Genomic DNA, 18,934 nt, shown 5'->3' on the forward strand with positions numbered 1-18,934 from the left:
TATCATCCTCTTGCGCAGGGCCGGAAAGTGCAGGGCTGAACACTCCAGACATAATCCCATTTCATGGACATGCACCTATGACAGACACCCTGTTGCTCTTTTTCGTCTTCCTCTTCGGCAGCGTGGTGGGGTCATTTTTAAACGTCGTCATCCTCAGACTTCCGGAGGACGACGCCTCCATCGCCTTTCCACCCTCCCACTGCCCACGGTGCAAGACCCCTATCTGCTGGTACGATAATATACCCGTTGTCAGCTACCTTGTCCTGCGGGGAAAATGCAGGCGCTGCGGTCAGCGGATCTCCCTGCAGTATCCCCTGGTGGAACTGTGCATGGGGCTGCTCTCCATGGCGCTTTTCCACAGGTTTGGGCCGGGCTTTGATTTCGCCTATTATTTCGTTTTTCTGGCTGCCCTGCTGGTGATCATCTTCATCGACATCCACCACCAGATCATACCGGACGTGATCAGCCTGCCCGGCATCATCCTTGGTTTCTGCGGCTCCTTTTTCGCCGATAACGTGAGCTGGACCCAATCCGGGCTCGGCATTCTCCTCGGCGGCGGCCTGCTGTACGGGGTGGCCCTTGGCTACTACCTGCTGACCCGGAGAGAGGGCATGGGCGGCGGCGACATAAAGCTCCTGGCCATGATCGGCGCCTTCCTGGGCTGGCAGAGTCTCTTAAGTGTGGTCTTTATCAGCTCGTTCACCGGCTCCATAATCGGCATCGCAGCCATGGTAAGGCAGGGCAAGGGAGGACAGACCAGGATTCCTTTCGGGCCCTTTCTGGCCGTGGCCGCCATGACCTACCTCTTTTTCAACCAGGAGATTCTCCTGCTCTGGAAGCGCTACCTGGGTGCGGTCTCCGGCAGCTGACGATCAGTCGACCTCAAAATGCAGGGCCGAGAGATCTTCATTGTTCTCGAGGGCAGCACCAAGACGGTCGCCACAGGAGCGGGCCTGGGCCAGCTGATCGCGGGTATGGCCGTATTTTCGATAATATCTCGACATCCAGGAGTTGCGTTCCGGGGTCCGGCCGGCAAGCTTGAGAAACACGCCCAGCGTCCGCCAGGGTTCGGGGTTGGGGTGGGTGAAGACGATCCGGTTGACCACGTTGGCACGGCATTTTTTCAGAAGCGCCTTCAGCCCCCACCAGTGCATGCGCCAGTATCCCCGGCAGGAAATCAGCGGCAGCACCTTTTTGTTGGAGAATAGTTTCTTCCCATCCCGGTCAAACAGGGCCAGCACCGGTCCTGATGGATTATAGGACCAGGTAGGCCCTGCGAGGATAATCAGGTCATAGTCAGCAAAGGCCTGCTCACTTAAGGGGTGAATGGGTACCCGCTTGCGGAAAAAGGTGAGCAGCATGAGCCAAATGGTCCGGGGAATCGTGCCGATGGGAAAACGCAGCTTGGTAACCGGACGAAGTCGTTCCCTGGCAATCAAAACATTATGGTCTTCCAGTCCGTCGCTCAGCGCCTGAAGAAGATTCTTGGTCTGGCTGGAAAAGGAAAAGTAGAGTAGCAGGACTTTTTTTGCCTGTCCCTGCGAAGTATCCATATGCTCGAACGCCTGTATCTGGAAAATTGAGTACCTGGTCCGAAACAGGGTCAGACACCCTGCACGAAAAACAGTCTGTTGCACACAGCGGTTTATAGCATAACCTGAGGACAAAAAAAAGCCCCTGATCCAGTAACGGGATCAGGGGCCTGAGGTCTGTATGAAGCAGCGCCGGTCAGGCTTCGATTTCGTGCTCGACCCCTACGGCAATTTTGTAGAGAATGGTGAGGACAAAGAAGCCCATGGCCCACACGCCGATGGTGATGAAGATCTCATTGGCAGTGGGATAGTACTCGGTGATCTCCTCCAGCGGAGTCGGCACAAAGCCACCGAGGACAAAGCCGATACCCTTATCCAGCCAAAGGGAGACAAAGAGCATCACGCAACCGAGCCCGAGGAGGAATTCGTTTTTCTTCCGGGAATAGGGGATCGCCAGCAAGGCAACACCTGCTATGCCAAGGGCCACAAATGCCCACATGAACGGTACCAGGTTGTTGTACACATGGCCATTATGTTCCAGGCCAAAGAACAGGTACTGCAGCGTATGCTTGTGGCCGGGGATGTTGGAGTAGTAGCCGACAAAGAACTCCAGGATAACAAAGAAGGCATTGGTCAGTGCGGCATAGATGATGATGGTCACCATCTTGTCAATGGCCTTCTTGCCGGCATCGAAATTGGCCACCCTTTTGAGAATCAGGGCCGCGACGACGATCAGGGCCGGACCAGCGGCGAAGGCCGAGGCCAGGAACCGCGGGGCGATGATGGCGGAGAGCCAGAAATGCCGTCCAGGCAGACCGCAGTAGAGCATGGCCGTGACCGTATGGATCGAGATGGCGAACGGAATCGAGATGTAGACAAAGATGTAGATCCATTTCGGCGGCGGTACCTGTTTCCGCTCAGCGGTGAGGATCACCCAGCCGCAGAGGATGTTGAGGAACAGATAGCCGTTCAGAACGATCATATCATAGAACAGCATGGATCGGGGCTGGGCATGCAGGATGACGTTGAGCATCCGCATGGGCTGACCAAGGTCCGCAACAATGAAGGTCAGACACATGAGCAGAGCGGCAATGGCAAGGAATTCACCAAGGATGGTGATCCGGCCAAAAGCCTTGAAGTTATGCACGTAGTAGGGCAGCACCAGCATCACACCTCCGGCTGCCACACCGACCAGAAAGGTAAACTGGGAGATATAGAGTCCCCAGGATACATCCCTGCTCATACCGGTCAGACCAAGACCGTAGTTGAACTGGCGTACGTAGCAGAACGCACCGATGGCCATCAGGGATCCCAGAAAGGCCAGCCAGATCCAGTAGTAGTTGTTTCCTTTTAGCGCTTTTTCAAACATGGCGACCTCATACAATATAAAAGACTGATGGATGTGTGCCCAGTGAAGGCTTACGCTGAATGGTATAGTTGGCTTTCAAAACCTGCCTGATCTCGGAATCGGGATCGTTGAGGTTCCCGAAAATCATGGCCTTGGTGTCTCCGCAGGCCTCGACACAGGCCGGCTGTTTACCAAGGGCAACCCGTTCAGCGCAAAGATTGCATTTCTCTACAACACCGCGCATCCGGGAAGGAAATTCCCGGTTGTAGTTTTCAATATAATCCCGGGGATTGCGCCAGTTGAAGCTCCGGGCGCCGTAGGGGCAGGCTGCCATGCAGAACCGGCAGCCGATACAGCGATGGTAGTCCATGGCCACGATGCCATCCTTGTTTTTGAAGGTGGCCCTGGTCGGACAGGCCTTTACGCAAGGCGGATTGTCACAGTGGTTGCACATGACCAGAACCTCGTGATCAAGGAGCTCCTTGTTCTTGAAATAGTGGCTGTGCTCTGGAAATACGTTCTCGTATTCCATCAGCCAGATCCACTTGATCTCATCTTTCTTGTCAGGAAAGTTGGGAACGTTGTGGATGGAATGACAGGTATGGACGACCTTTTCGGCCAGCCCGGGATGCTCCCGGAACTTGCGCATGTCAATGACCATACCCCAACGATTACCGGACTTTGCAACCTCCCCGGTTGCACCGTGGCCACCGGCTTCAGCCTTGGGCGCCCCATGACCGGCCTCCTGCGCTGCAGAATCGACCACATGAGCTGCCCGGGCCTGAACAGGGCTTGAACCGGATACCAGCCGGCCGGCGACCGTTGCCCCTCCCAGTCCCGCCAGGGTGGAAACTCCGGCGATCTTGAGGAAATCTCTTCTTTTCTTATCCATCAGTATATATCCTCCTTCGCTGCTCACTCAACAGGAGCTAAATGGCAATCCCAGCAATATGGAGTTACAGACGCATAGGTATGACAGGTGTCACAGAACTTCTTCTTGCTCGTATGACACTGCATACAGGTATTCATCAGACTCTTTTGATACTGCCTGTCACCGATCTTGACATTGAACGAACGATCGCCGGTCCGCAACACTTCGTCACGCCACTCGTTGAGGAGCTGCATATGCTCAGCTCGCATAAAGTCTGCCGGACGAACACATTCCTTGGCATCCTTGGGCAACTCCGGCTTCGGTACCGCCCCGGCATCGCCGTGGTTGTACCAGATGGGAAACGTGATAAACAGGACGAAGATAATCAGTCCCGGAATTATTTTACCACTGTCGTACATCGTCTCTCCTCCACTCAGGCCAGGGAATTAAACCAAAGTCCGAAGACCCTCGGTCAGTTCTTGTCTGTTTTCGCCTTCTATTACCAGGGCGTTACCTACCAGCTCGCTGACACCGCAGACTTCGACCTCGGGATTCCAGTATCCCATCAGGGTGGTCAGGGTGGCGCGATCGATGGCGCATACACAGGCCAGCATGTTCACGTCATGCTTCTCGCGGACATATTTCACCGCGTTGGCCCGCGGCAGTCCAGCCCGCATGCGAAGCTCCATGATCTCATCGGTATTGAGACCGGTACCGGAGCCGCAGCAGAAGGTCTTTTCGCGGATACAGTTCTCCGGCATCTCATAGAACTTGTTGACCACGTTTTTGAGCACATAGCGCGGCTCTTCCAGAAGTCCCATGGCCCGGGCCGGGTTGCAGGAATCGTGGAAAGTGCAGGTCAGGTGGTCATTCCGGCTCGGATCAAGCTTGATCTTGTTGTGATAAATCAGGTCCGCGGTAAATTCGCTGATGTGGACCATCTTTGTGGACCGGGCATTCTCAAAGACCGTTCCGGTTATCGGAGATTTCGGCACTTCAAGAAAATCTGCCGGCCCGTTCATGGTGTCCATGTACTGGTGAACCACCCGCCACATGTGACCGCACTCACCGCCGAGAATCCACTTGACACCGAGCCGCTTGGCCTCGGCGTACATCTTTGCGTTGAGCTTTTTCATGGTCTCGTTGTTGGTGAAGAGACCGAAGTTACCGCCTTCCGAGGCATAGGTGGACCAGGTATAGTCCAACCCGATGGCCTCGAAGAGCAGGAGATAGCCCATGCAGGTAAAGAGTCCCGGCTCGGCGAACACGTCGGCTGACGGGGTAATGAACAGGACTTCGGCGCCCTTGCGGTTGAAGGTGGGATTCACCTTGACGCCGGTGAGGTTTTCGATGTCCTCGCAGAGGAACTCGACGTTACCGACAAAAGCCTGGGGTGTAAGTCCCATGTGGTTACCGGTCCGGTTGGAGTTGGAGACCGGCTCCAGGATCCAGTTGATGCCCACCCCAACCAGATGCAGCAGTTCCCTGAGCATCATGGTGATCTCGGCGGTGTCGATGCCGTAAGGGCAGAAGACTGAACAGCGGCGGCACTCGGTGCACTGGTAGGCGTACATGAACCATTCCTTGAGCACCCCGAAGGTCATCTCCCGTCCGCCGGCCATCTTGCCAAGAATCTTACCGGCCAGGGTGAAGTCGTTGCGGTAGACCGACCGGAGCAGCTCGGCCCGCAGGACCGGCATGTTTTTGGGATCTCCGGTTCCGAGGAAGAAATGACACTTGTCGGCACAGGCACCGCAGCGTACACAGCAGTCCATGAAAATCTTCAGACTGCGGAACTTGTCGAGCCGTTCCTTCAATCCTTCCAGGATGATCTCCTGCCAGTTATCGGGCAGTTTCCAGTCGTCATCTTCCGGGTTCCACTCGCGGGCATTCGGGAAGTAGAGCCCCTGCTGGGAGTTCAGATACTCGACCTTCTCCTTCTTGGCCACATAGGCATAATTACCCGGTTTGAAGACCGCCTCTATCTCCCACCACGGTTTCCGGGGGACGGAGCCTGTCATGAGAGAGGGCCCCTCTACCACGCTCCTTGCTAACTTATCTACACTTACAACTGCCATTGCTCTATCCTTATCTTTAATGAAGTTTTTGCAATACTAGTCGTCAGCCTTCGGCGGCAACTCTTTCTCAACCGGGATACCCATGCTGACCATATCCTCACGGAACTCGTCCTCATACGCGTCGTAAGAATGCGGTTTGATATCCGGGTTCCACGGATTGATATGGCGCCGCATACGGGTATCGTTGGCCATGTTTCTGGTCGGACTGAGAAAGACCCCGCCCATGTGCATGAGCTTGGAGAAGGGGAAATAGGCCAGCAGGGCGCTGACCAGGAAAACATGAACATAGAAGATCGCCCCGATCTCGGAGGTGATTGCCGGCTGGAAAGTGACCAGGCCGACAGCCAGCCGCTTGATGGCCGTGATGTCGATATCGGTCCGGAGGAAGAAACGCATCAGGATACCGGTGATGACGATAGCGAAGATCAGAAACAGCGGGAACATATCATTGGCCAGAGAGATATAGCGCACCTGGCGGTTGATCAGCCGGCGGCCGAAGAGCAGCAGCAGACCGAGCAAGATGGTGGCATCGGTGATGTACATCTGCGGAGCGCCGATCTGGAGAAAGCCGTCACTGGCCCCGAGGAAACTGACCCAGCCGGGTACCGGTTCCAGGAACAGCCGCATATGCCGCAGGACGATGACCAGAAAGCTGTAATGAAACATCAGGGCAAACAACCAGAGCCATTTGGACGACTCGTAGGTGAGCTTAGGGCCGCTGTGCACCTCGGCCTTGGTGTTGCGCCAAAGGGAGCGGAAAATCGTGATTTCCAGGAACATCCGGGCCACGACCTCGGAGGTTTTCACCGGAGCCTCAAGGCGGTCATACTTGATCCAGGGCAGAGAAAAGCCCTGACCACAGGTGGTTGGAATCTTGAAGGGGACAGGCGACCTGGCCCACTGGACCACCCGGTAGCAAAATCCCCCAAGGAAGAGCGCCATGGCCAGGTATGGAACTGCAATACCGAAAAAGTATTGCATACCCGGGATCTGCGACCCTATCCACGCAATCAACACCAAGGCAATGACTGCCGCCAACGGGAAGGTGTACTTCATCGATCACTCCCTCGCTTTCGAGTTTAACAGGTTTCTATGGATATGCGGTTAAAGCCGTGACGCAGTTCCGCTCGTTGCGGGACCTCGCCGGCTGGTGCACTGATGAACTGTTGGCCGAAATCAGGTAGCGTCCGGGACTTCCTGTACTTTACGCTTCAACAACGCCGAGGCACAGGGGGTGTCCGTCAGGACATAACTGCCGCTTTTCAACTCACGGATCCGCTGCTGGTACAACCGCTCGCGGCAATCCGTATAAATATCAAAGGCAGCAAGAGCTGCCCGGTCAACATCACAGTCAAAAGAATCAAGGTCGGCCAGCAGAGGACGGGTGTCTTTATCTCCCGCCAGGATCTGCCGCACGACCCATTTGAGTTCGAGGATTGGCGCAACCGCCTGCGCCGGGGTAAATTCCTGAACAGCCCGGATCCGGATGACCTGATCCAGGGAACTTGCATATTCATCCTGCGAGGCACCGGCTGTGAGCAGCTCAAAGAGTCTGGTGAGACCCTCGCGGATGTTTACTCCCACAGGGTTGGCAAAGGCATCCTGTGAGCTTTTGAAGAAACCGGGCGAAGCATAACTGTCCAGCACCCTGTCAATCCAGGTGGAAAGGATCTTATCCTTCTTGATTTTAAGTGCTTCGGCCAGCTGCATTCTGTTCAGTTCAATAGAGGTGATAATTCAAGAAAAATGAATGATGATTCACAGGGGCAAGCTCTATCATGATTGGCCCTTGATTTCAAGTGAAAAATGTTATCTCGCTGTTGAAGCTGTTTGTTCCTCAGTAACTTTTCCCTCCATCAGGTAGAGCGCCACCTGGACGAACGGATCCTCCTCCAGCTTGGCAGCCATGGATTTTTCTTCCTTATTTTCCGTAAATTCCTGCTCATGGTCCTCGGCCAGCAGCCCGGCGGCCCTTGCCTCCTCCCGGGCCTGTTCCAGTTCCCGGCGTTCTTTTTTCATTCCGGCAAGAAAAACAGCCACCCTGGTCTGCTCACTGCGGACCCGGGCCTTCTCTGTTTCTTCTCGGATAGCCTGGAACTTTTCACTTTTTTCCACCCAGACCGCCCCGAGGCTGCGGGCCCGCCCGATGTCGAAACGGGCACCCCGCCACTTGTGATAGCCAACGTTTTCCACCTGATCCGAGGGCAAGGCGTAGTCCATATACTTCTCGCCGCTTTTCAGGTAGTCAAGCCCCGAAGGTACCACCACGTCCGGAGTCACCCCCTGGAGTTGGGTGGACTTGCCGTTGACCCGGTAGAACTTCTGGATGGTCACCTTGAGCGCCCCCAGGTCGTCATACTTCTTCAGGTGAAGCAGGGGCAGGTTGCGGTTCAGGTCCATGATGGCCTGGACCACCCCCTTGCCATGGGTATGGGCTCCGCCGATGATCAGGGCCCGGCCATAATCCTGCAGGGCGGCGGCCAGGATCTCCGAGGCCGAAGCCGAGAACTGGTTGACCAGGACAATCATGGGGCCATCCCAGGCCACGTTGGTGTCCTCGTCCTCCAGGATCCGGATCATGCCCTGGGAGTTGCGGACCTGGACCACCGGTCCGCCGGGCAGGAAAAGACCGGATATTTCCACCGCGTCGGTGAGTGCCCCGCCGCCGTTGTTGCGCAGGTCAAGGATCAGGCCGCTGATCCCCTGTTCTTTGAGTTTGTACAGTTCCCGGCGCAGATCATCGGTGACATTGCGGCCTTTGCCGCCGTTACGGGTGGCGGAGAAGTCGCGGTAGAAACTGGGCACCCGGATATACCCGATTGGATCCTGTTTCGAATCCTTCAGGAGCGTCGACTTGACATAGGTCTCCTCGATCTGGACCACGTCCCGGACAATGGGGATGACCACCTTTCTCCCGTCCGGTTTCTGAACCGTGAGCCTGACCTCGGTCCCCTTGGGGCCGCGGATGTAACTGACCGCGTCGCGGATACGCATGTCGGTGATATCCACCGGGTCGCCATCCTTTTCGGCCACGCTCAGGATGATATCCTCAGCCTGGAGCTGTCCCTGGCGCTCTGCGGCGCTGCCCGGAATGATCCGCACCACCTTGATATGACCGTCATCCTCACGCAACAGAGCCCCGATCCCTTCCAGGGAGCCACTCATGTGGATATCGAAATCTTCCCTTGAGGTGGGTGCCATGTACGTTGTATGGGGATCAAAGGCCCGGGCCACTGCATCGAAATACCGGTTGTAATGCTCCTGCCTGGTCTCCTGCAGCAACCGGTGCAGGTAGGTATGATTCCGTTTTTTCACCTTGGCCATGGCCTGCTCCCAGAGCTCGGAATCGATAGCCCTGGATTCAGCGCTCTCGCTCTCCTGGAGTGCCGGTGTGCCATCTTCTCTGGTTTCCGCGGACCCTGCTTTCTTTACCTGCTCCTCCATCAGGTCGAGATAGGTCGAGAGCACCTGCATCTTGAGGATGCGACGCCAGCGGTCATAGAGAGCGTCGCGGTCAGCGGCCCACTGCCTCTTCTTGGGATCAACCTCCAGGTACTCTTCGCGGTTGGGGTCGAAGCCCTTGTCCATGATTTCGTCAATCCATTTATCCACCTGCTTGATCCGCTCGTTCAGAAGCTGCATGCCGGCATCGGGCAGGACCATGCGCCCACGGCGCAGTTCATCATCGATGTGATCGGCAAAGGCATCAAGCTGCTCCACGTCCGTCTTCAGGAGAAACCGCTTGCGCGGATCCAGCTGACGCAGGTAGAGATCATAAGCGTTGCGGGACAGGGTATCGTCGAGCGGTTTATGGCTGAAATGCTGGGCCGGCAGCTGCTGGCTGAGCATGTAGGCGATCAGGCGATTGCGGCCGGCATCGAATTCCAGCGGCAGTACCTTGGCAGCAACCGAGGTTGCCAGAAGGAAAAACAGCAGGCAGGTGATCCATGCCCGGTGGGCAGGAGACAGCGGCCGCCTTGAACGTAGTGCGTTATTCATGGTGTGTGGTTCCAGATGATTGCTTTTCAGTAGGGGCTGACGACCTTGGACGCGCTGGCCATGGACTGCATGATATCGTACATGTTGGATATGGCCCCGACCTTGATGGCGGCCTTGAGCTCGTAAAAGTCCAGGCAGGTGCCGCAGGCAAGTATCTCCACCCCCGCTCCTGCAGTTCCTGCAGGGCTTCCAGGGCGCCGGACTCACTGGTTACCAGCTTGACGCCAGCGTTGTAGAAGATAATCTTGGACGGCAGTGGATCGACGTTCTTTATGGTCTGGATATAGGTCTGCAGCAGGGCCCAGCCCAACTCCTCACTGCCGCGCCCCATGGTATCGGAGGCAATGACATAGACCAGACCGGAGCTGGTTTCCACCGGGCAGGTATAGTCCCGGGGATCGAACTCCCGGGTCCCGGCTCCATCCCCGCCTTTCAGGGTCAGCCTGAAACAGCCATCGCCACTCTCTACCACCTCCACCTCGCAGCCCTGGCTGGCGGCGAAGCGGGAAACATTGTTTTTCGAGGCCTCATTATCAACGATAACCTCCAGAAGATCGGCCCCCTGTTCCAGAGCCTCTTTGGTCTTCAGTACCGGTTGTGGGCAGGAAAGGCCCCTACAGTCAAGGGTTTTGACGGTAGCACTCATAACAACACCTTGTGGTTGAAGTAGATTGGATTTCTGCCTGGCAACAAACAGACCGGTCCGCTCGAGGTACCGGGGAGATCAGACGAAAAGATTTCCGCCTTCCCTGGGCCGCGGCCGGAGGCAGGGATGGGTAATCCATCATCCAGAGGGAGGAATGACCGCTGGCCAGTGATCATATCTCAAGCACCATGCCTTCCCGGGCAAAGAAGATCTCCATGTCCCCGCAGGACGGATTCTGGCAGTAGATTTCGGCCATCCCGTCGAGCTGGGTATCGGTCCGCTCGGGATCGTGGTGAAACAGGGCCAACCGCTTGACCCCGGCCCGGCTGGCGGCACCGATTGCATGTTCGATGGAGCTGTGCCCCCATCCCACTTTCCCGTTTTCATACTCTTCCTGGGTGTACTGGGCGTCATGGACCAGGAGATCGGCCCCGGCGAAAAAATTCTCCATCACCCTGTTCTGTTCCCTGGCCGCCTCCTCTCCTTCATGGGCCATCAGTTCATCGTAGGATGGATCATCGGGATCGGTGACAAAGAGATTGCGGAACGGTTCCGTGTCATAGGCGGTGCAGAACACCGAACCGCGGAAGGAAAACCGGTAGCCCAGGGCAGTGATGGGATGGTTGATAATGGTGGTCGCCAGGATGATGCCGTCCCCGAGATCGATGTGCGGATCTTCCTTGAGCCGGGTATAACTGATATCGGCGGCCAGCTCGCCCATGTTCACCGGGAAATAGCGATACTTCATCTGCCCGCCCACCACCTCTTCCAGGGGATCGTCTTCATAGGTTACCGGCCCGAATACTTTGATCCTGGTGCCGGGGATATAGTTGGGAATGAAAAAGGGAAAACCCATGATGTGGTCCCAGTGGGTGTGGGAGAGGTAGATTTCAGTGGATATGGGTCCCTTTGGCAGGTCGTGGGCCAGCATGTGATTTGCCAGCTCGCGGATACCGGAGCCGGCATCGATGATAATGTGCCGGCCGACCTCGGGAAAACGGAGCTCGATACAGGCCGTATTGCCACCATATTTCATGGTTGTCGGGCCGGGACAGGGGATGGAACCACGAACTCCCCAAAAACGTACCTGGATCATACTCACTCTCCTGTCATACCTGCAGAAAGATCTCTGCCTTCAGCAGTTCCTCTTCAATGGCCTCGGACAGGCCGGTGACGGTCGACCACGACAGCCCGGTGATTTCCAGGGCCGTGATCAGCTGGTTCTCGTCCGGATACATGTTGCCGGCATAGCCGATATCGAAAAGACAGACATAGGCGTCGGCCAGAGCGACCGTGGCCACCAGACGTTGAAACGGCTCGCTGGCCTGCTCCGGGGTGTGGTGATAGATGATAGACTCGGTAATGGCCTGGTTCAGGGTCCATTTTTCGGCGATCAGCTGGCCGGTTTCCTGGTGATCCACCTCCAGCATCTCCCGTTCCACCGCCAGCAGGTCGCATCCCTCGCTCCTGGCCCGGCGCAGGACGTCGGCGTACTCATCGCCAAAGGGAATCTTGCCGAGATCATGGAGCAGCCCGGCGACAAAATATTCCTCTCGCTCACCCAGGGGGATATCCTGCTCCTGGGCCAGCAGCTTGGCCAGCACCCCGACCCCGATGGAGTGTTCCCAGAACTTGCGGATGGGGAGGATTCTCGACTTTTTGGTCTGACCGACGCAGCGGATGATGGCCGTGGACAGGGCCAGGTTCTTGACCGTGTTGAGACCGAGCATGATAATCGCCCGGGTCAGGGAGGTAACCTTGTTGACCAGCGAGTAATAGGCCGAGTTGATCAGCTTGAGGACCTGTCCGGTGAGAACGGGATCAAGGGAGATAACCTTGTTGAGATCATTGGGGGCGGTATCAGGCCGGCTGCAGATCTCCAGGACCTTGCTGACCGTGGTGGACAGGCTCGGCATCCTGTCGACAAAGTTCCGGATCTTACGCAGTCGCTTTTCCCGATCACTCATGGCAGCAAAGAAAAATCATTTCCGTGTGGTGTACCTGTCCTGGAGCCTGCTTCGAACAGGGCAGACCATGCTGCCCGCTTTTATTCGAAAATCGCCACAAACTCAAGCAATTGCAAGGTGCTTTTCATGGTCTGTTGTGGCTGGACAGTGCCGAAATCCGGAGTCTCCCTTCGGTCGCTTACCTGGTCCAGCCATGCTGGTTGATCCGGAAACAGTGGAGAGCGGAGATCCCCTGCCCGAACACTGGCTTGAACCCATAAGGCATAGTATCCAAAGGTGGAATACAGGTCAAGCGATGTACCGACTCAGGCGGGAAATACTGGTCAGCAGCCGTGTTTTACCAGGAAATCATGTACCACCTCGTGCATGATCTCCACCTGGCTGCGACCGGTTTCGTTGACCAGGATCCACACGCAGCGGTGGAAGGCCCGGTAGAGATCCTCGGAGACAAAGAGCTTGATCTCTGCCAGGTCCTGGCCGGCCGGACATCCCTTTGTCCGGAGATCCCTGTCCGACTTATCCTTCATGGCACTGGGCTGTTTTATGGCAGAAGGCGACCACCTCGGTGTAGCGAAGCCCGGTGCCACCGAAGATATCCAGGGCCGAGCCCACGGTGACATCCAGCCTGCCCCGCCCGGCCTGGTGGATGAGTTCCAGATCGCTTAGCGAGGTCACGCCGCCGGCGTAGGTGGTGGGGATGGAGACATGGTCGGCCAGCAGACCGATCAACCGCTCGTCCACTCCCATGCACTTGCCCTCCACGTCCACGGCATGGACGAGAAACTCGTCGCAGAACCGGGCCAGCCAGTCCAGCACCCGGCCATCGAGTCGCAGATCGGTGAATTTCTGCCACCGGTCGGTGACCACGTAATACCCGTCTTCGCGCCAGCGGCAGCTCAGGTCCAGAACCAGGTGCTCCCTGCCCACCTGGCGAACCAGGGCGGTCAAACGCTCCTCGTCCAGGAGTCCGTCATGAAAGACATGGGAGGTGACGATAACATGGGAGGCTCCGCGATCCAGCCACAGGGAAGCGTTGTCGGCCGTGATGCCGCCGCCAAGCTGCAAACCGCCGGGCCAGGCCGAAAGAGCATCAACGGCGGCCTCTTCGTTACCCGGACCAAGCATGATCACATGGCCGCCGGTCAGGTTATCGTCCCGGTACATCCGGGCGTAATGGGAGGGGGGAAATTCAGAGGAAAAATTGGTCTGCAGGTCCGCAGATGCAGTGTCGCTCAGGGTCGAGCCGACAATCTGCTTGACCCTGCCATCATGAAGGTCGATGCAGGGACGAAATCGCATGGCAAATATCTGATAATCATGGTGTCACCGGGTGGCCGGAGGCCGACCCGGTGACGGGAAATCGGCTACGGGATGTCAGCCCTCTTTGACCATCATGGTGGTCGGGTCCAGCTTGAGGGCCGAGGTCGTGGTATCCGGCTCACCCTGGTTACGGATGATATCGAGTTCGATCACTCCGTCTTCAGGCTTGAGGAGAACCACGGTATCGAAAAGATCATCCACCTCGTGGCACGGGGCCGGGACACCGGCCGGCGACATCCGCTGATCATCACGGTGACAGGTGGCGGAAAACCAGGCCTGGAGGCTCATGCTCTCCATCAGATCCTTGATGTCTTCCAGGTCCTCGCGACCGGAATTCTCGAAATCAAAGCCATCGATCACCACGCAGTTGGGCTTGAAGATGTCCTGGAGTACCAGATCATTGAGCCGCTCTTCCAGCCGGGCCCGGGAAAAGGCCGACTCTTTGAAGGTCATGATCATCCGATGACGCTTGACCATCTCGATCAACTCGTGGGGCCGGTTGACAGCATGCTCCTCGAGAATACCCTGGAGAATATCATCGTACCAGGCGCGGGTCTTGTCGATGGACTCACCGATGGCCACGTGGATGACCTGGTTGCCACGCAGGATGGCGTCCAGAGCGATCTGGACAAGCAGGGCGGTCTTTCCCAGACCAGCCCGGGCCATGACCAGCCCAAGCTGCTTGTTATCTCTGCCAAGTTTCAGTACCCTGAGGGGATTCTGGGTTACCAGAGGCTCATATCCCATTGCTTCACTCCGTATATCTAACGTTTCTGTCCGAATACTGCCGCGGCGAACACCCGTGCAGGATGACGAATCAGCCAGGCGAACCATGAACACCCTCCCCTGATAACAGGAGAGGATCACGCATAACTTTAATTATTTTTCCGTTCTTCTTCGTATTTCTTGACCAACTCGTCGGCCACGCTCTTGGGCACCTGCTTGTAGGAATCGAACTCCATGGTGAACTCGGCCTTGCCCTGGGTAAGCGACCGCAGGGTGGTAGAGTAGCCAAACATCTCCGAGAGCGGCACCTCAGCCTCGACCACGGTATAGTTGCCTTCCTCGAAGGTTCCGACAATCACGCCGCGGCGCTGGTTCAGGCTGCCCATGACCGCGCCCTGGAACTCGGAGGGACCCTCGACGGCAACCTTCATGATCGGCTCCATGATAATGGGGCCGGCTTTCTGGAAGCCCTGCTTGAAGGCGCCTTTGGCCGCCTGCTGGAAGGCCATGTCCGAGGAGTCCACCGAATGGAAGCTACCATCATTGATGACCACCCGGATACCTGTGATGGGCGAGCCGGTGAGCGGACCTTTTTCCATGGATGCCTGAAAACCCTTGTCACAGGAGGGAATGTATTCCCTGGGGATGACACCACCGACGATCTCATCGACAAACTCGTACTCGCCCTCTTCCAGCGGTTCCATGTAGCCTGCCACCCGGCCGAACTGACCTGAACCACCGGTCTGCTTCTTGTGAGTGTAGTCGAAATCCGCCCGCTGGGTAATGGCCTCGCGATAGGCGACCCGGGGGGCTCCGACCTCGACCTCGGCCTTATATTCGCGCTTCATCCGTTCGATATACACTTCCAGGTGCAGCTCGCCCATGCCGGAGATGATCGTCTCACCGGTCTCATGGTCGACAAAGGAACGGAAGGTGGGATCTTCCTTGCAGAAGCGATTGAGCGCCTTGGACAGGTTGGCCTGAGCCTTGTTGTCCACCGGGGTGATGGCCAGGGAGATAACCGGATTGGGTACATGCATGGAGCTCATGGACCAGTTGATATCTTCGCTGCAGAAGGTATCACCGGAGGCACAGTCGACGCCAAAGAGGGCAACGATATCACCGGCGCTGGTCCCTTCGATTTCCTCCATCTGATCCGCGTGCATACGAACAAGCCGGCCGACCTTGGTCTTCTTGCCGGTCCGGGTGTTGATGATGGTATCACCCTTGTTGATTGTACCCTGGTAGGTTCGGATATAGGTCAGCTGCCCATACCTGCCGTCTTCAAGCTTGAAGGCCAGGGCCACCAGCGGATCATGGGGATCATTGGAGACCGTGACTTCGGCCTCGTCCCTGTCCAGGTCCAGGGCCGTGTTCTCGACTTCGGTAGGACACGGCAGATAGGCGTTGACCGCGTCCAGCAGCGGCTGTACACCCTTGTTCTTGTAGGCCGAACCGATCATCACCGGGGTCAGCTCGAGGCTGAGCACACCCTTGCGGATAGCGTCATGGATCATCTCTTCGGTGGGTTCCCTCTCTTCCAGAATGGCTTCCATGAGTTCATCGGAAAACATGGAGACATTGTCGAGAAGTTCCTCCCGCTTCTCAGCGGCCTCTTCCTTGAGATGATCCGGGATCTCTTCGTAGCGGACATCGTCACCCTGCTCGCCATCGAAATAGACTGCCTTCATGGAGACCAGGTCGACCACACCTTCGAGCTCACTCTCCAGGCCGATGGGCAGCTGGATCATGATGGCGTTGAGGTCGAGTTTGTCACGCAGCTGCTGGGTGACGCGGTAGGGGTTGGCGCCGGTGCGGTCGCACTTGTTGATAAAGGCGATCCGCGGAACCTTGTACCGGGTCATCTGCCGGTTGACGGTAATGGACTGGGACTGCACACCGCCGACGGAACAGAGTATGAGAATGGCACCGTCGAGAACCCGCAGGGCCCGTTCCACCTCGATGGTGAAGTCCACGTGACCGGGAGTGTCGATGATATTGATGTGGTGATCCTTCCAACTGCAGAAGGTGGCCGCGGACTGGATGGTGATGCCGCGCTCCTTCTCGAGCTCCATGGAATCCATGGTGGCGCCGACGCCGTCCTTGCCACGTACCTCGTGGATGGCATGGATACGACGGGTATAATACAGAATCCGCTCTGTAAGCGTCGTCTTACCCGAGTCGATATGGGCACTGATTCCAATATTTCGTACTTTTGACAGATCCTTTATCTTCATTACCAGTTCCTCAATTACTGTCAGCCTCAAACAGCCTAACACCATGCGGGACAACAATCCCGCACAACAAACCAAGAAAACCAGGACTCCCTGAAATCCAGGCCCGACCCACCTGAAGCGACCGGCCCGACAATACCGGGTTCCTGATTTTTGATTTCCTGATAAACCGTGAGCAGATAAATAAAAAAGGAGTTACAGTGAGCTCTGCAACTCCTTTTATGCGTTAAGATGGTGCCGAGACCAGGATTCGAACCAGGGACACACGGATTTTCAGTCCGTTGCTCTACCTACTGAGCTATCTCGGCGCCTGAGCTTAAATCGGAATTGTATACCAAACTACAGCATACTTTGTCAATATTTTTTTCACGTTTTTTTCTTCGTGAGAAGCTCGCCCAGGTCGATATCAAAATCATCCAGGGCAGTGCCGGTTTTCACCGCCGGCCCGGAAAACATGCCTCCGGCCTGGTCGGCGGGCGGCGGTGGCGGCGCGCCCAGCTCCAGGTCATCGACCTGCAGATCCTCGAGATTTCCACCACCCCCGGTCCCGGGAGCAATGGTCTCTCCGGCCTCTGTTCCGACCGTGTCGTCCAGGACCAGAGCTTCACCGGTCAGGGCTTCTTCCCCTTCTTCCCCGGCCGGAGGCGCCAGGTCGGAGAGATCAAGCCCACTGAAATCCAGCGACGGTGCTTCATCGGCATCCTCGACCGAAACCTCCTCGTCCAGGGAGAGCTCCATTTCCGCACCATGTTCTACCGTAAATTCTTCCTCAAGATCAAGGGAAATTTCACCAAAAAGCCCCTCGCCGATCTCGCCGTCCGGCTGCAGATCCTCTTCGCTCTCTTCCATGGAGAAGACGATCTCCGTATCTTCGTCGTTGCCCGCCCCCAGCTCCTCCTCCGCGTCGTCCAGGACAAAATCAATATCCTCGGCCGAGTCGCCAAAAAGCAGCTCGTCCTGCCCGGCAACTTCTACCTCCCCGGGAGTCTCCATCGACTCCTCGAAATCGGTCCGTAAAAAGAGAGGGGCTTCCACCTGATAGATGGTCCCATCGAGCTCAGCAGACACCTCGCTGATGTCCCGCCCGCACTTGACGCATGTTTCCAGATGGTCAAAGGAGATAAAGCCGCATTTCGGACAACGCATAATCCTGCCTGTCTGTTCAAGTTACTATTTCCCCGAGCCGGAGGGCAAGGCGCTTTACAAACTGTTGTATTATCGCACAGAGCCACTGCAAAAATCAAGGCGGATTTAAGACGGTCAAGATCCGGGCGGACAACCGCTACCGGGCAGCAACAGGGCCGGCCGGCGACCTACCGGTTTCGCTCGACAATATAGCGGGCAAGGGCTCTGAGTGGCTCGGCCGGCTCCCCCATACCATCCAGGGCGCCCAGGGCCCGCTCTACGGCCTCCCGGGCCAGCTGCCGGGTCTTCTCCACCCCGAAAAAGGCGGGATAGGTGGCCTTGCCGCGCTCGGCATCGCTACCGGCCGCCTTGCCGAGCTGTTCGGTGGTGGAGAGCACGTTGAGCAAATCGTCGACAATCTGAAAGGCCAAGCCGATGTTGTTGCCGTAACTACCGAGGGCCTGCAGCTGATCTTCCGTCGCTCCCGCCACCAGGGCGCCGGCCTGTACCGAGGCGGTTATCAGGGCACCGGTCTTGCTGCGATGAATGGTCTTAAGATCATCAAATTCGATATTCCTGCCCTCAAAGGCGATATCCAGGGCCTGGCCACCCACCATGCCAAGCGGACCCGCTGCCCGGGCAATAGTGTGGATAACCTGGATTCTGGCCTCCGGATCCAGACCGCCTGCCGACGGACGGCTCAGCAGCTCGAAGGCAAAGGTCAGGAGTCCGTCTCCGGCAAGGATGGCCTGCGCCTCGCCAAAGACCATGTGATTGGTGGGTTTACCCCGGCGCAGGGCATCGTCATCCATGGCCGGCAGGTCGTCGTGGATCAAGGAATAGGTGTGGATACACTCCAGGGCACAGGCCACCGGCAAAAGCTGATCATCCAGGGAATCATCACCGCAGATGGTCCGGCCGGCGGCAAGACAGAGAATGGGACGGACGCGCTTGCCCCCGACGAACAGACTGTAGCGCATGGCCGCCACATGATCCTTGAAATCGCCCTCGGCCCGAAGCATGAACTCTTCCAGAGCCTGCTCAACCAGCCTGCGCTGGGACTGAAGATACTTCTTGATATCCACCGC

At 57.0% G+C, this 18,934-nt stretch carries 18 protein-coding genes and 1 tRNA gene; 1 reads left to right on the top strand and 18 read right to left on the bottom strand.

Going from position 1 to position 18,934, the window contains the following annotated elements; all coding sequences use genetic code 11:
- The first annotated feature begins 77 nt into the window (after positions 1-77).
- Positions 78-869, top strand: coding sequence for a prepilin peptidase (locus GF1_RS13370; RefSeq protein ID WP_267927053.1), 792 nt, complete (start codon positions 78-80; stop codon positions 867-869).
- A 3-nt stretch (positions 870-872) separates the two neighbouring features.
- Here GF1_RS13370 and GF1_RS13375 read toward each other — a convergent pair whose 3' ends face one another.
- From GF1_RS13375 to GF1_RS13460, 18 genes are all read right to left on the bottom strand, one after another.
- Positions 873-1,553, bottom strand: coding sequence for a flavodoxin family protein (locus tag GF1_RS13375; protein ID WP_267927054.1), 681 nt, complete (start codon positions 1,551-1,553; stop codon positions 873-875).
- 175 nt (positions 1,554-1,728) lie between these two features.
- The gene (gene dsrP, locus GF1_RS13380; RefSeq protein ID WP_267927055.1) at positions 1,729-2,901 is read right to left on the bottom strand and encodes a sulfate reduction electron transfer complex DsrMKJOP subunit DsrP; all 1,173 of its coding nucleotides are present in this window, start codon (positions 2,899-2,901) and stop codon (positions 1,729-1,731) included.
- 7 nt (positions 2,902-2,908) lie between these two features.
- Positions 2,909-3,772 (bottom strand): sulfate reduction electron transfer complex DsrMKJOP subunit DsrO, encoded by an 864-nt coding sequence (dsrO, locus tag GF1_RS13385; protein ID WP_267927057.1) that lies wholly within the window; start codon positions 3,770-3,772, stop codon positions 2,909-2,911.
- Between the two features lie 23 nt (positions 3,773-3,795).
- On the bottom strand, positions 3,796-4,170 hold the full coding sequence (gene dsrJ / locus GF1_RS13390; protein ID WP_267927058.1) for a sulfate reduction electron transfer complex DsrMKJOP subunit DsrJ: 375 nt from the start codon (positions 4,168-4,170) through the stop codon (positions 3,796-3,798).
- Between the two features lie 27 nt (positions 4,171-4,197).
- A complete protein-coding gene (dsrK, locus tag GF1_RS13395) occupies positions 4,198-5,772 on the bottom strand; it encodes a sulfate reduction electron transfer complex DsrMKJOP subunit DsrK (RefSeq protein WP_267927059.1) in 1,575 nt (524 codons plus the stop codon).
- Between the two features lie 93 nt (positions 5,773-5,865).
- Positions 5,866-6,885, bottom strand: a complete 1,020-nt coding sequence (dsrM, locus tag GF1_RS13400; protein WP_267927060.1) for a sulfate reduction electron transfer complex DsrMKJOP subunit DsrM — start codon at positions 6,883-6,885, stop codon at positions 5,866-5,868.
- 120 nt (positions 6,886-7,005) lie between these two features.
- Positions 7,006-7,539 carry an RsbRD N-terminal domain-containing protein gene (locus GF1_RS13405; protein WP_267927061.1) on the bottom strand — a complete coding sequence of 178 codons (534 nt, stop codon included), beginning with the start codon at positions 7,537-7,539 and terminating at the stop codon, positions 7,006-7,008.
- Positions 7,540-7,638: 99 nt separating this feature from the next.
- Entirely contained in the window at positions 7,639-9,828 is a 2,190-nt protein-coding gene (locus GF1_RS13410; RefSeq protein ID WP_267927062.1) for a carboxy terminal-processing peptidase, read from the bottom strand.
- Positions 9,821-10,474, bottom strand: a complete 654-nt coding sequence (gene yedF, locus GF1_RS13415) for a sulfurtransferase-like selenium metabolism protein YedF (RefSeq protein WP_267927063.1) — start codon at positions 10,472-10,474, stop codon at positions 9,821-9,823. Before yedF ends, GF1_RS13410 begins: the two co-directional genes overlap by 8 nt.
- A 172-nt stretch (positions 10,475-10,646) precedes the next feature.
- Entirely contained in the window at positions 10,647-11,570 is a 924-nt protein-coding gene (locus GF1_RS13420; protein ID WP_267927064.1) for an MBL fold metallo-hydrolase, read from the bottom strand.
- Between the two features lie 13 nt (positions 11,571-11,583).
- A complete protein-coding gene (locus tag GF1_RS13425) occupies positions 11,584-12,441 on the bottom strand; it encodes an HDOD domain-containing protein (RefSeq protein ID WP_267927065.1) in 858 nt (285 codons plus the stop codon).
- 323 nt (positions 12,442-12,764) lie between these two features.
- Positions 12,765-12,968 (bottom strand): hypothetical protein, encoded by a 204-nt coding sequence (locus GF1_RS13430; protein ID WP_267927066.1) that lies wholly within the window; start codon positions 12,966-12,968, stop codon positions 12,765-12,767.
- On the bottom strand, positions 12,958-13,740 hold the full coding sequence (gene hisA, locus GF1_RS13435; RefSeq protein WP_267927067.1) for a phosphoribosylformimino-5-aminoimidazole carboxamide ribotide isomerase: 783 nt from the start codon (positions 13,738-13,740) through the stop codon (positions 12,958-12,960). The genes GF1_RS13430 and hisA overlap by 11 nt, the downstream gene beginning before the upstream one ends.
- Before the next feature lie 75 nt (positions 13,741-13,815).
- Positions 13,816-14,508: a hypothetical protein gene (locus tag GF1_RS13440; protein ID WP_267927068.1), complete on the bottom strand. Its 693-nt coding sequence runs from the start codon at positions 14,506-14,508 to the stop codon at positions 13,816-13,818.
- Between the two features lie 128 nt (positions 14,509-14,636).
- Positions 14,637-16,724 carry an elongation factor G gene (gene fusA, locus GF1_RS13445; protein WP_267927069.1) on the bottom strand — a complete coding sequence of 696 codons (2,088 nt, stop codon included), beginning with the start codon at positions 16,722-16,724 and terminating at the stop codon, positions 14,637-14,639.
- A 229-nt stretch (positions 16,725-16,953) separates the two neighbouring features.
- Positions 16,954-17,029, bottom strand: a tRNA-Phe gene (locus tag GF1_RS13450).
- Positions 17,030-17,087: 58 nt separating this feature from the next.
- Positions 17,088-17,867, bottom strand: coding sequence for a hypothetical protein (locus GF1_RS13455; protein ID WP_267927070.1), 780 nt, complete (start codon positions 17,865-17,867; stop codon positions 17,088-17,090).
- Positions 17,868-18,034: 167 nt separating this feature from the next.
- Positions 18,035-18,931, bottom strand: coding sequence for a polyprenyl synthetase family protein (locus GF1_RS13460; RefSeq protein WP_267927071.1), 897 nt, complete (start codon positions 18,929-18,931; stop codon positions 18,035-18,037).
- Positions 18,932-18,934: the final 3 nt, after the last annotated feature.

Origin of the sequence: Desulfolithobacter dissulfuricans (genome assembly GCF_025998535.1) — a bacterium.
Classification (GTDB): domain Bacteria; phylum Desulfobacterota; class Desulfobulbia; order Desulfobulbales; family Desulfobulbaceae; genus Desulfolithobacter; species Desulfolithobacter dissulfuricans.

Bases quoted from the DNA above. Each gene is read 5' to 3' on its own strand.
- dsrP (WP_267927055.1), bottom strand. From the start codon at position 2,901: ATGTTTGAAAAAGCGCTAAAAGGAAACAACTACTACTGGATCTGGCTG.
- GF1_RS13410 (WP_267927062.1), bottom strand. From the start codon at position 9,828: ATGAATAACGCACTACGTTCAAGGCGGCCGCTGTCTCCTGCCCACCGG.
- GF1_RS13425 (WP_267927065.1), bottom strand. From the start codon at position 12,441: ATGAGTGATCGGGAAAAGCGACTGCGTAAGATCCGGAACTTTGTCGAC.
- dsrJ (WP_267927058.1), bottom strand. From the start codon at position 4,170: ATGTACGACAGTGGTAAAATAATTCCGGGACTGATTATCTTCGTCCTG.
- GF1_RS13420 (WP_267927064.1), bottom strand. From the start codon at position 11,570: ATGATCCAGGTACGTTTTTGGGGAGTTCGTGGTTCCATCCCCTGTCCC.
- fusA (WP_267927069.1), bottom strand. From the start codon at position 16,724: ATGAAGATAAAGGATCTGTCAAAAGTACGAAATATTGGAATCAGTGCC.
- dsrM (WP_267927060.1), bottom strand. From the start codon at position 6,885: ATGAAGTACACCTTCCCGTTGGCGGCAGTCATTGCCTTGGTGTTGATT.
- GF1_RS13370 (WP_267927053.1), top strand. From the start codon at position 78: ATGACAGACACCCTGTTGCTCTTTTTCGTCTTCCTCTTCGGCAGCGTG.
- dsrK (WP_267927059.1), bottom strand. From the start codon at position 5,772: ATGACAGGCTCCGTCCCCCGGAAACCGTGGTGGGAGATAGAGGCGGTC.
- GF1_RS13455 (WP_267927070.1), bottom strand. From the start codon at position 17,867: ATGCGTTGTCCGAAATGCGGCTTTATCTCCTTTGACCATCTGGAAACA.
- GF1_RS13375 (WP_267927054.1), bottom strand. From the start codon at position 1,553: ATGGATACTTCGCAGGGACAGGCAAAAAAAGTCCTGCTACTCTACTTT.
- hisA (WP_267927067.1), bottom strand. From the start codon at position 13,740: ATGCGATTTCGTCCCTGCATCGACCTTCATGATGGCAGGGTCAAGCAG.
- GF1_RS13430 (WP_267927066.1), bottom strand. From the start codon at position 12,968: ATGAAGGATAAGTCGGACAGGGATCTCCGGACAAAGGGATGTCCGGCC.
- GF1_RS13440 (WP_267927068.1), bottom strand. From the start codon at position 14,508: ATGGGATATGAGCCTCTGGTAACCCAGAATCCCCTCAGGGTACTGAAA.
- GF1_RS13405 (WP_267927061.1), bottom strand. From the start codon at position 7,539: ATGCAGCTGGCCGAAGCACTTAAAATCAAGAAGGATAAGATCCTTTCC.
- yedF (WP_267927063.1), bottom strand. From the start codon at position 10,474: ATGAGTGCTACCGTCAAAACCCTTGACTGTAGGGGCCTTTCCTGCCCA.
- dsrO (WP_267927057.1), bottom strand. From the start codon at position 3,772: ATGGATAAGAAAAGAAGAGATTTCCTCAAGATCGCCGGAGTTTCCACC.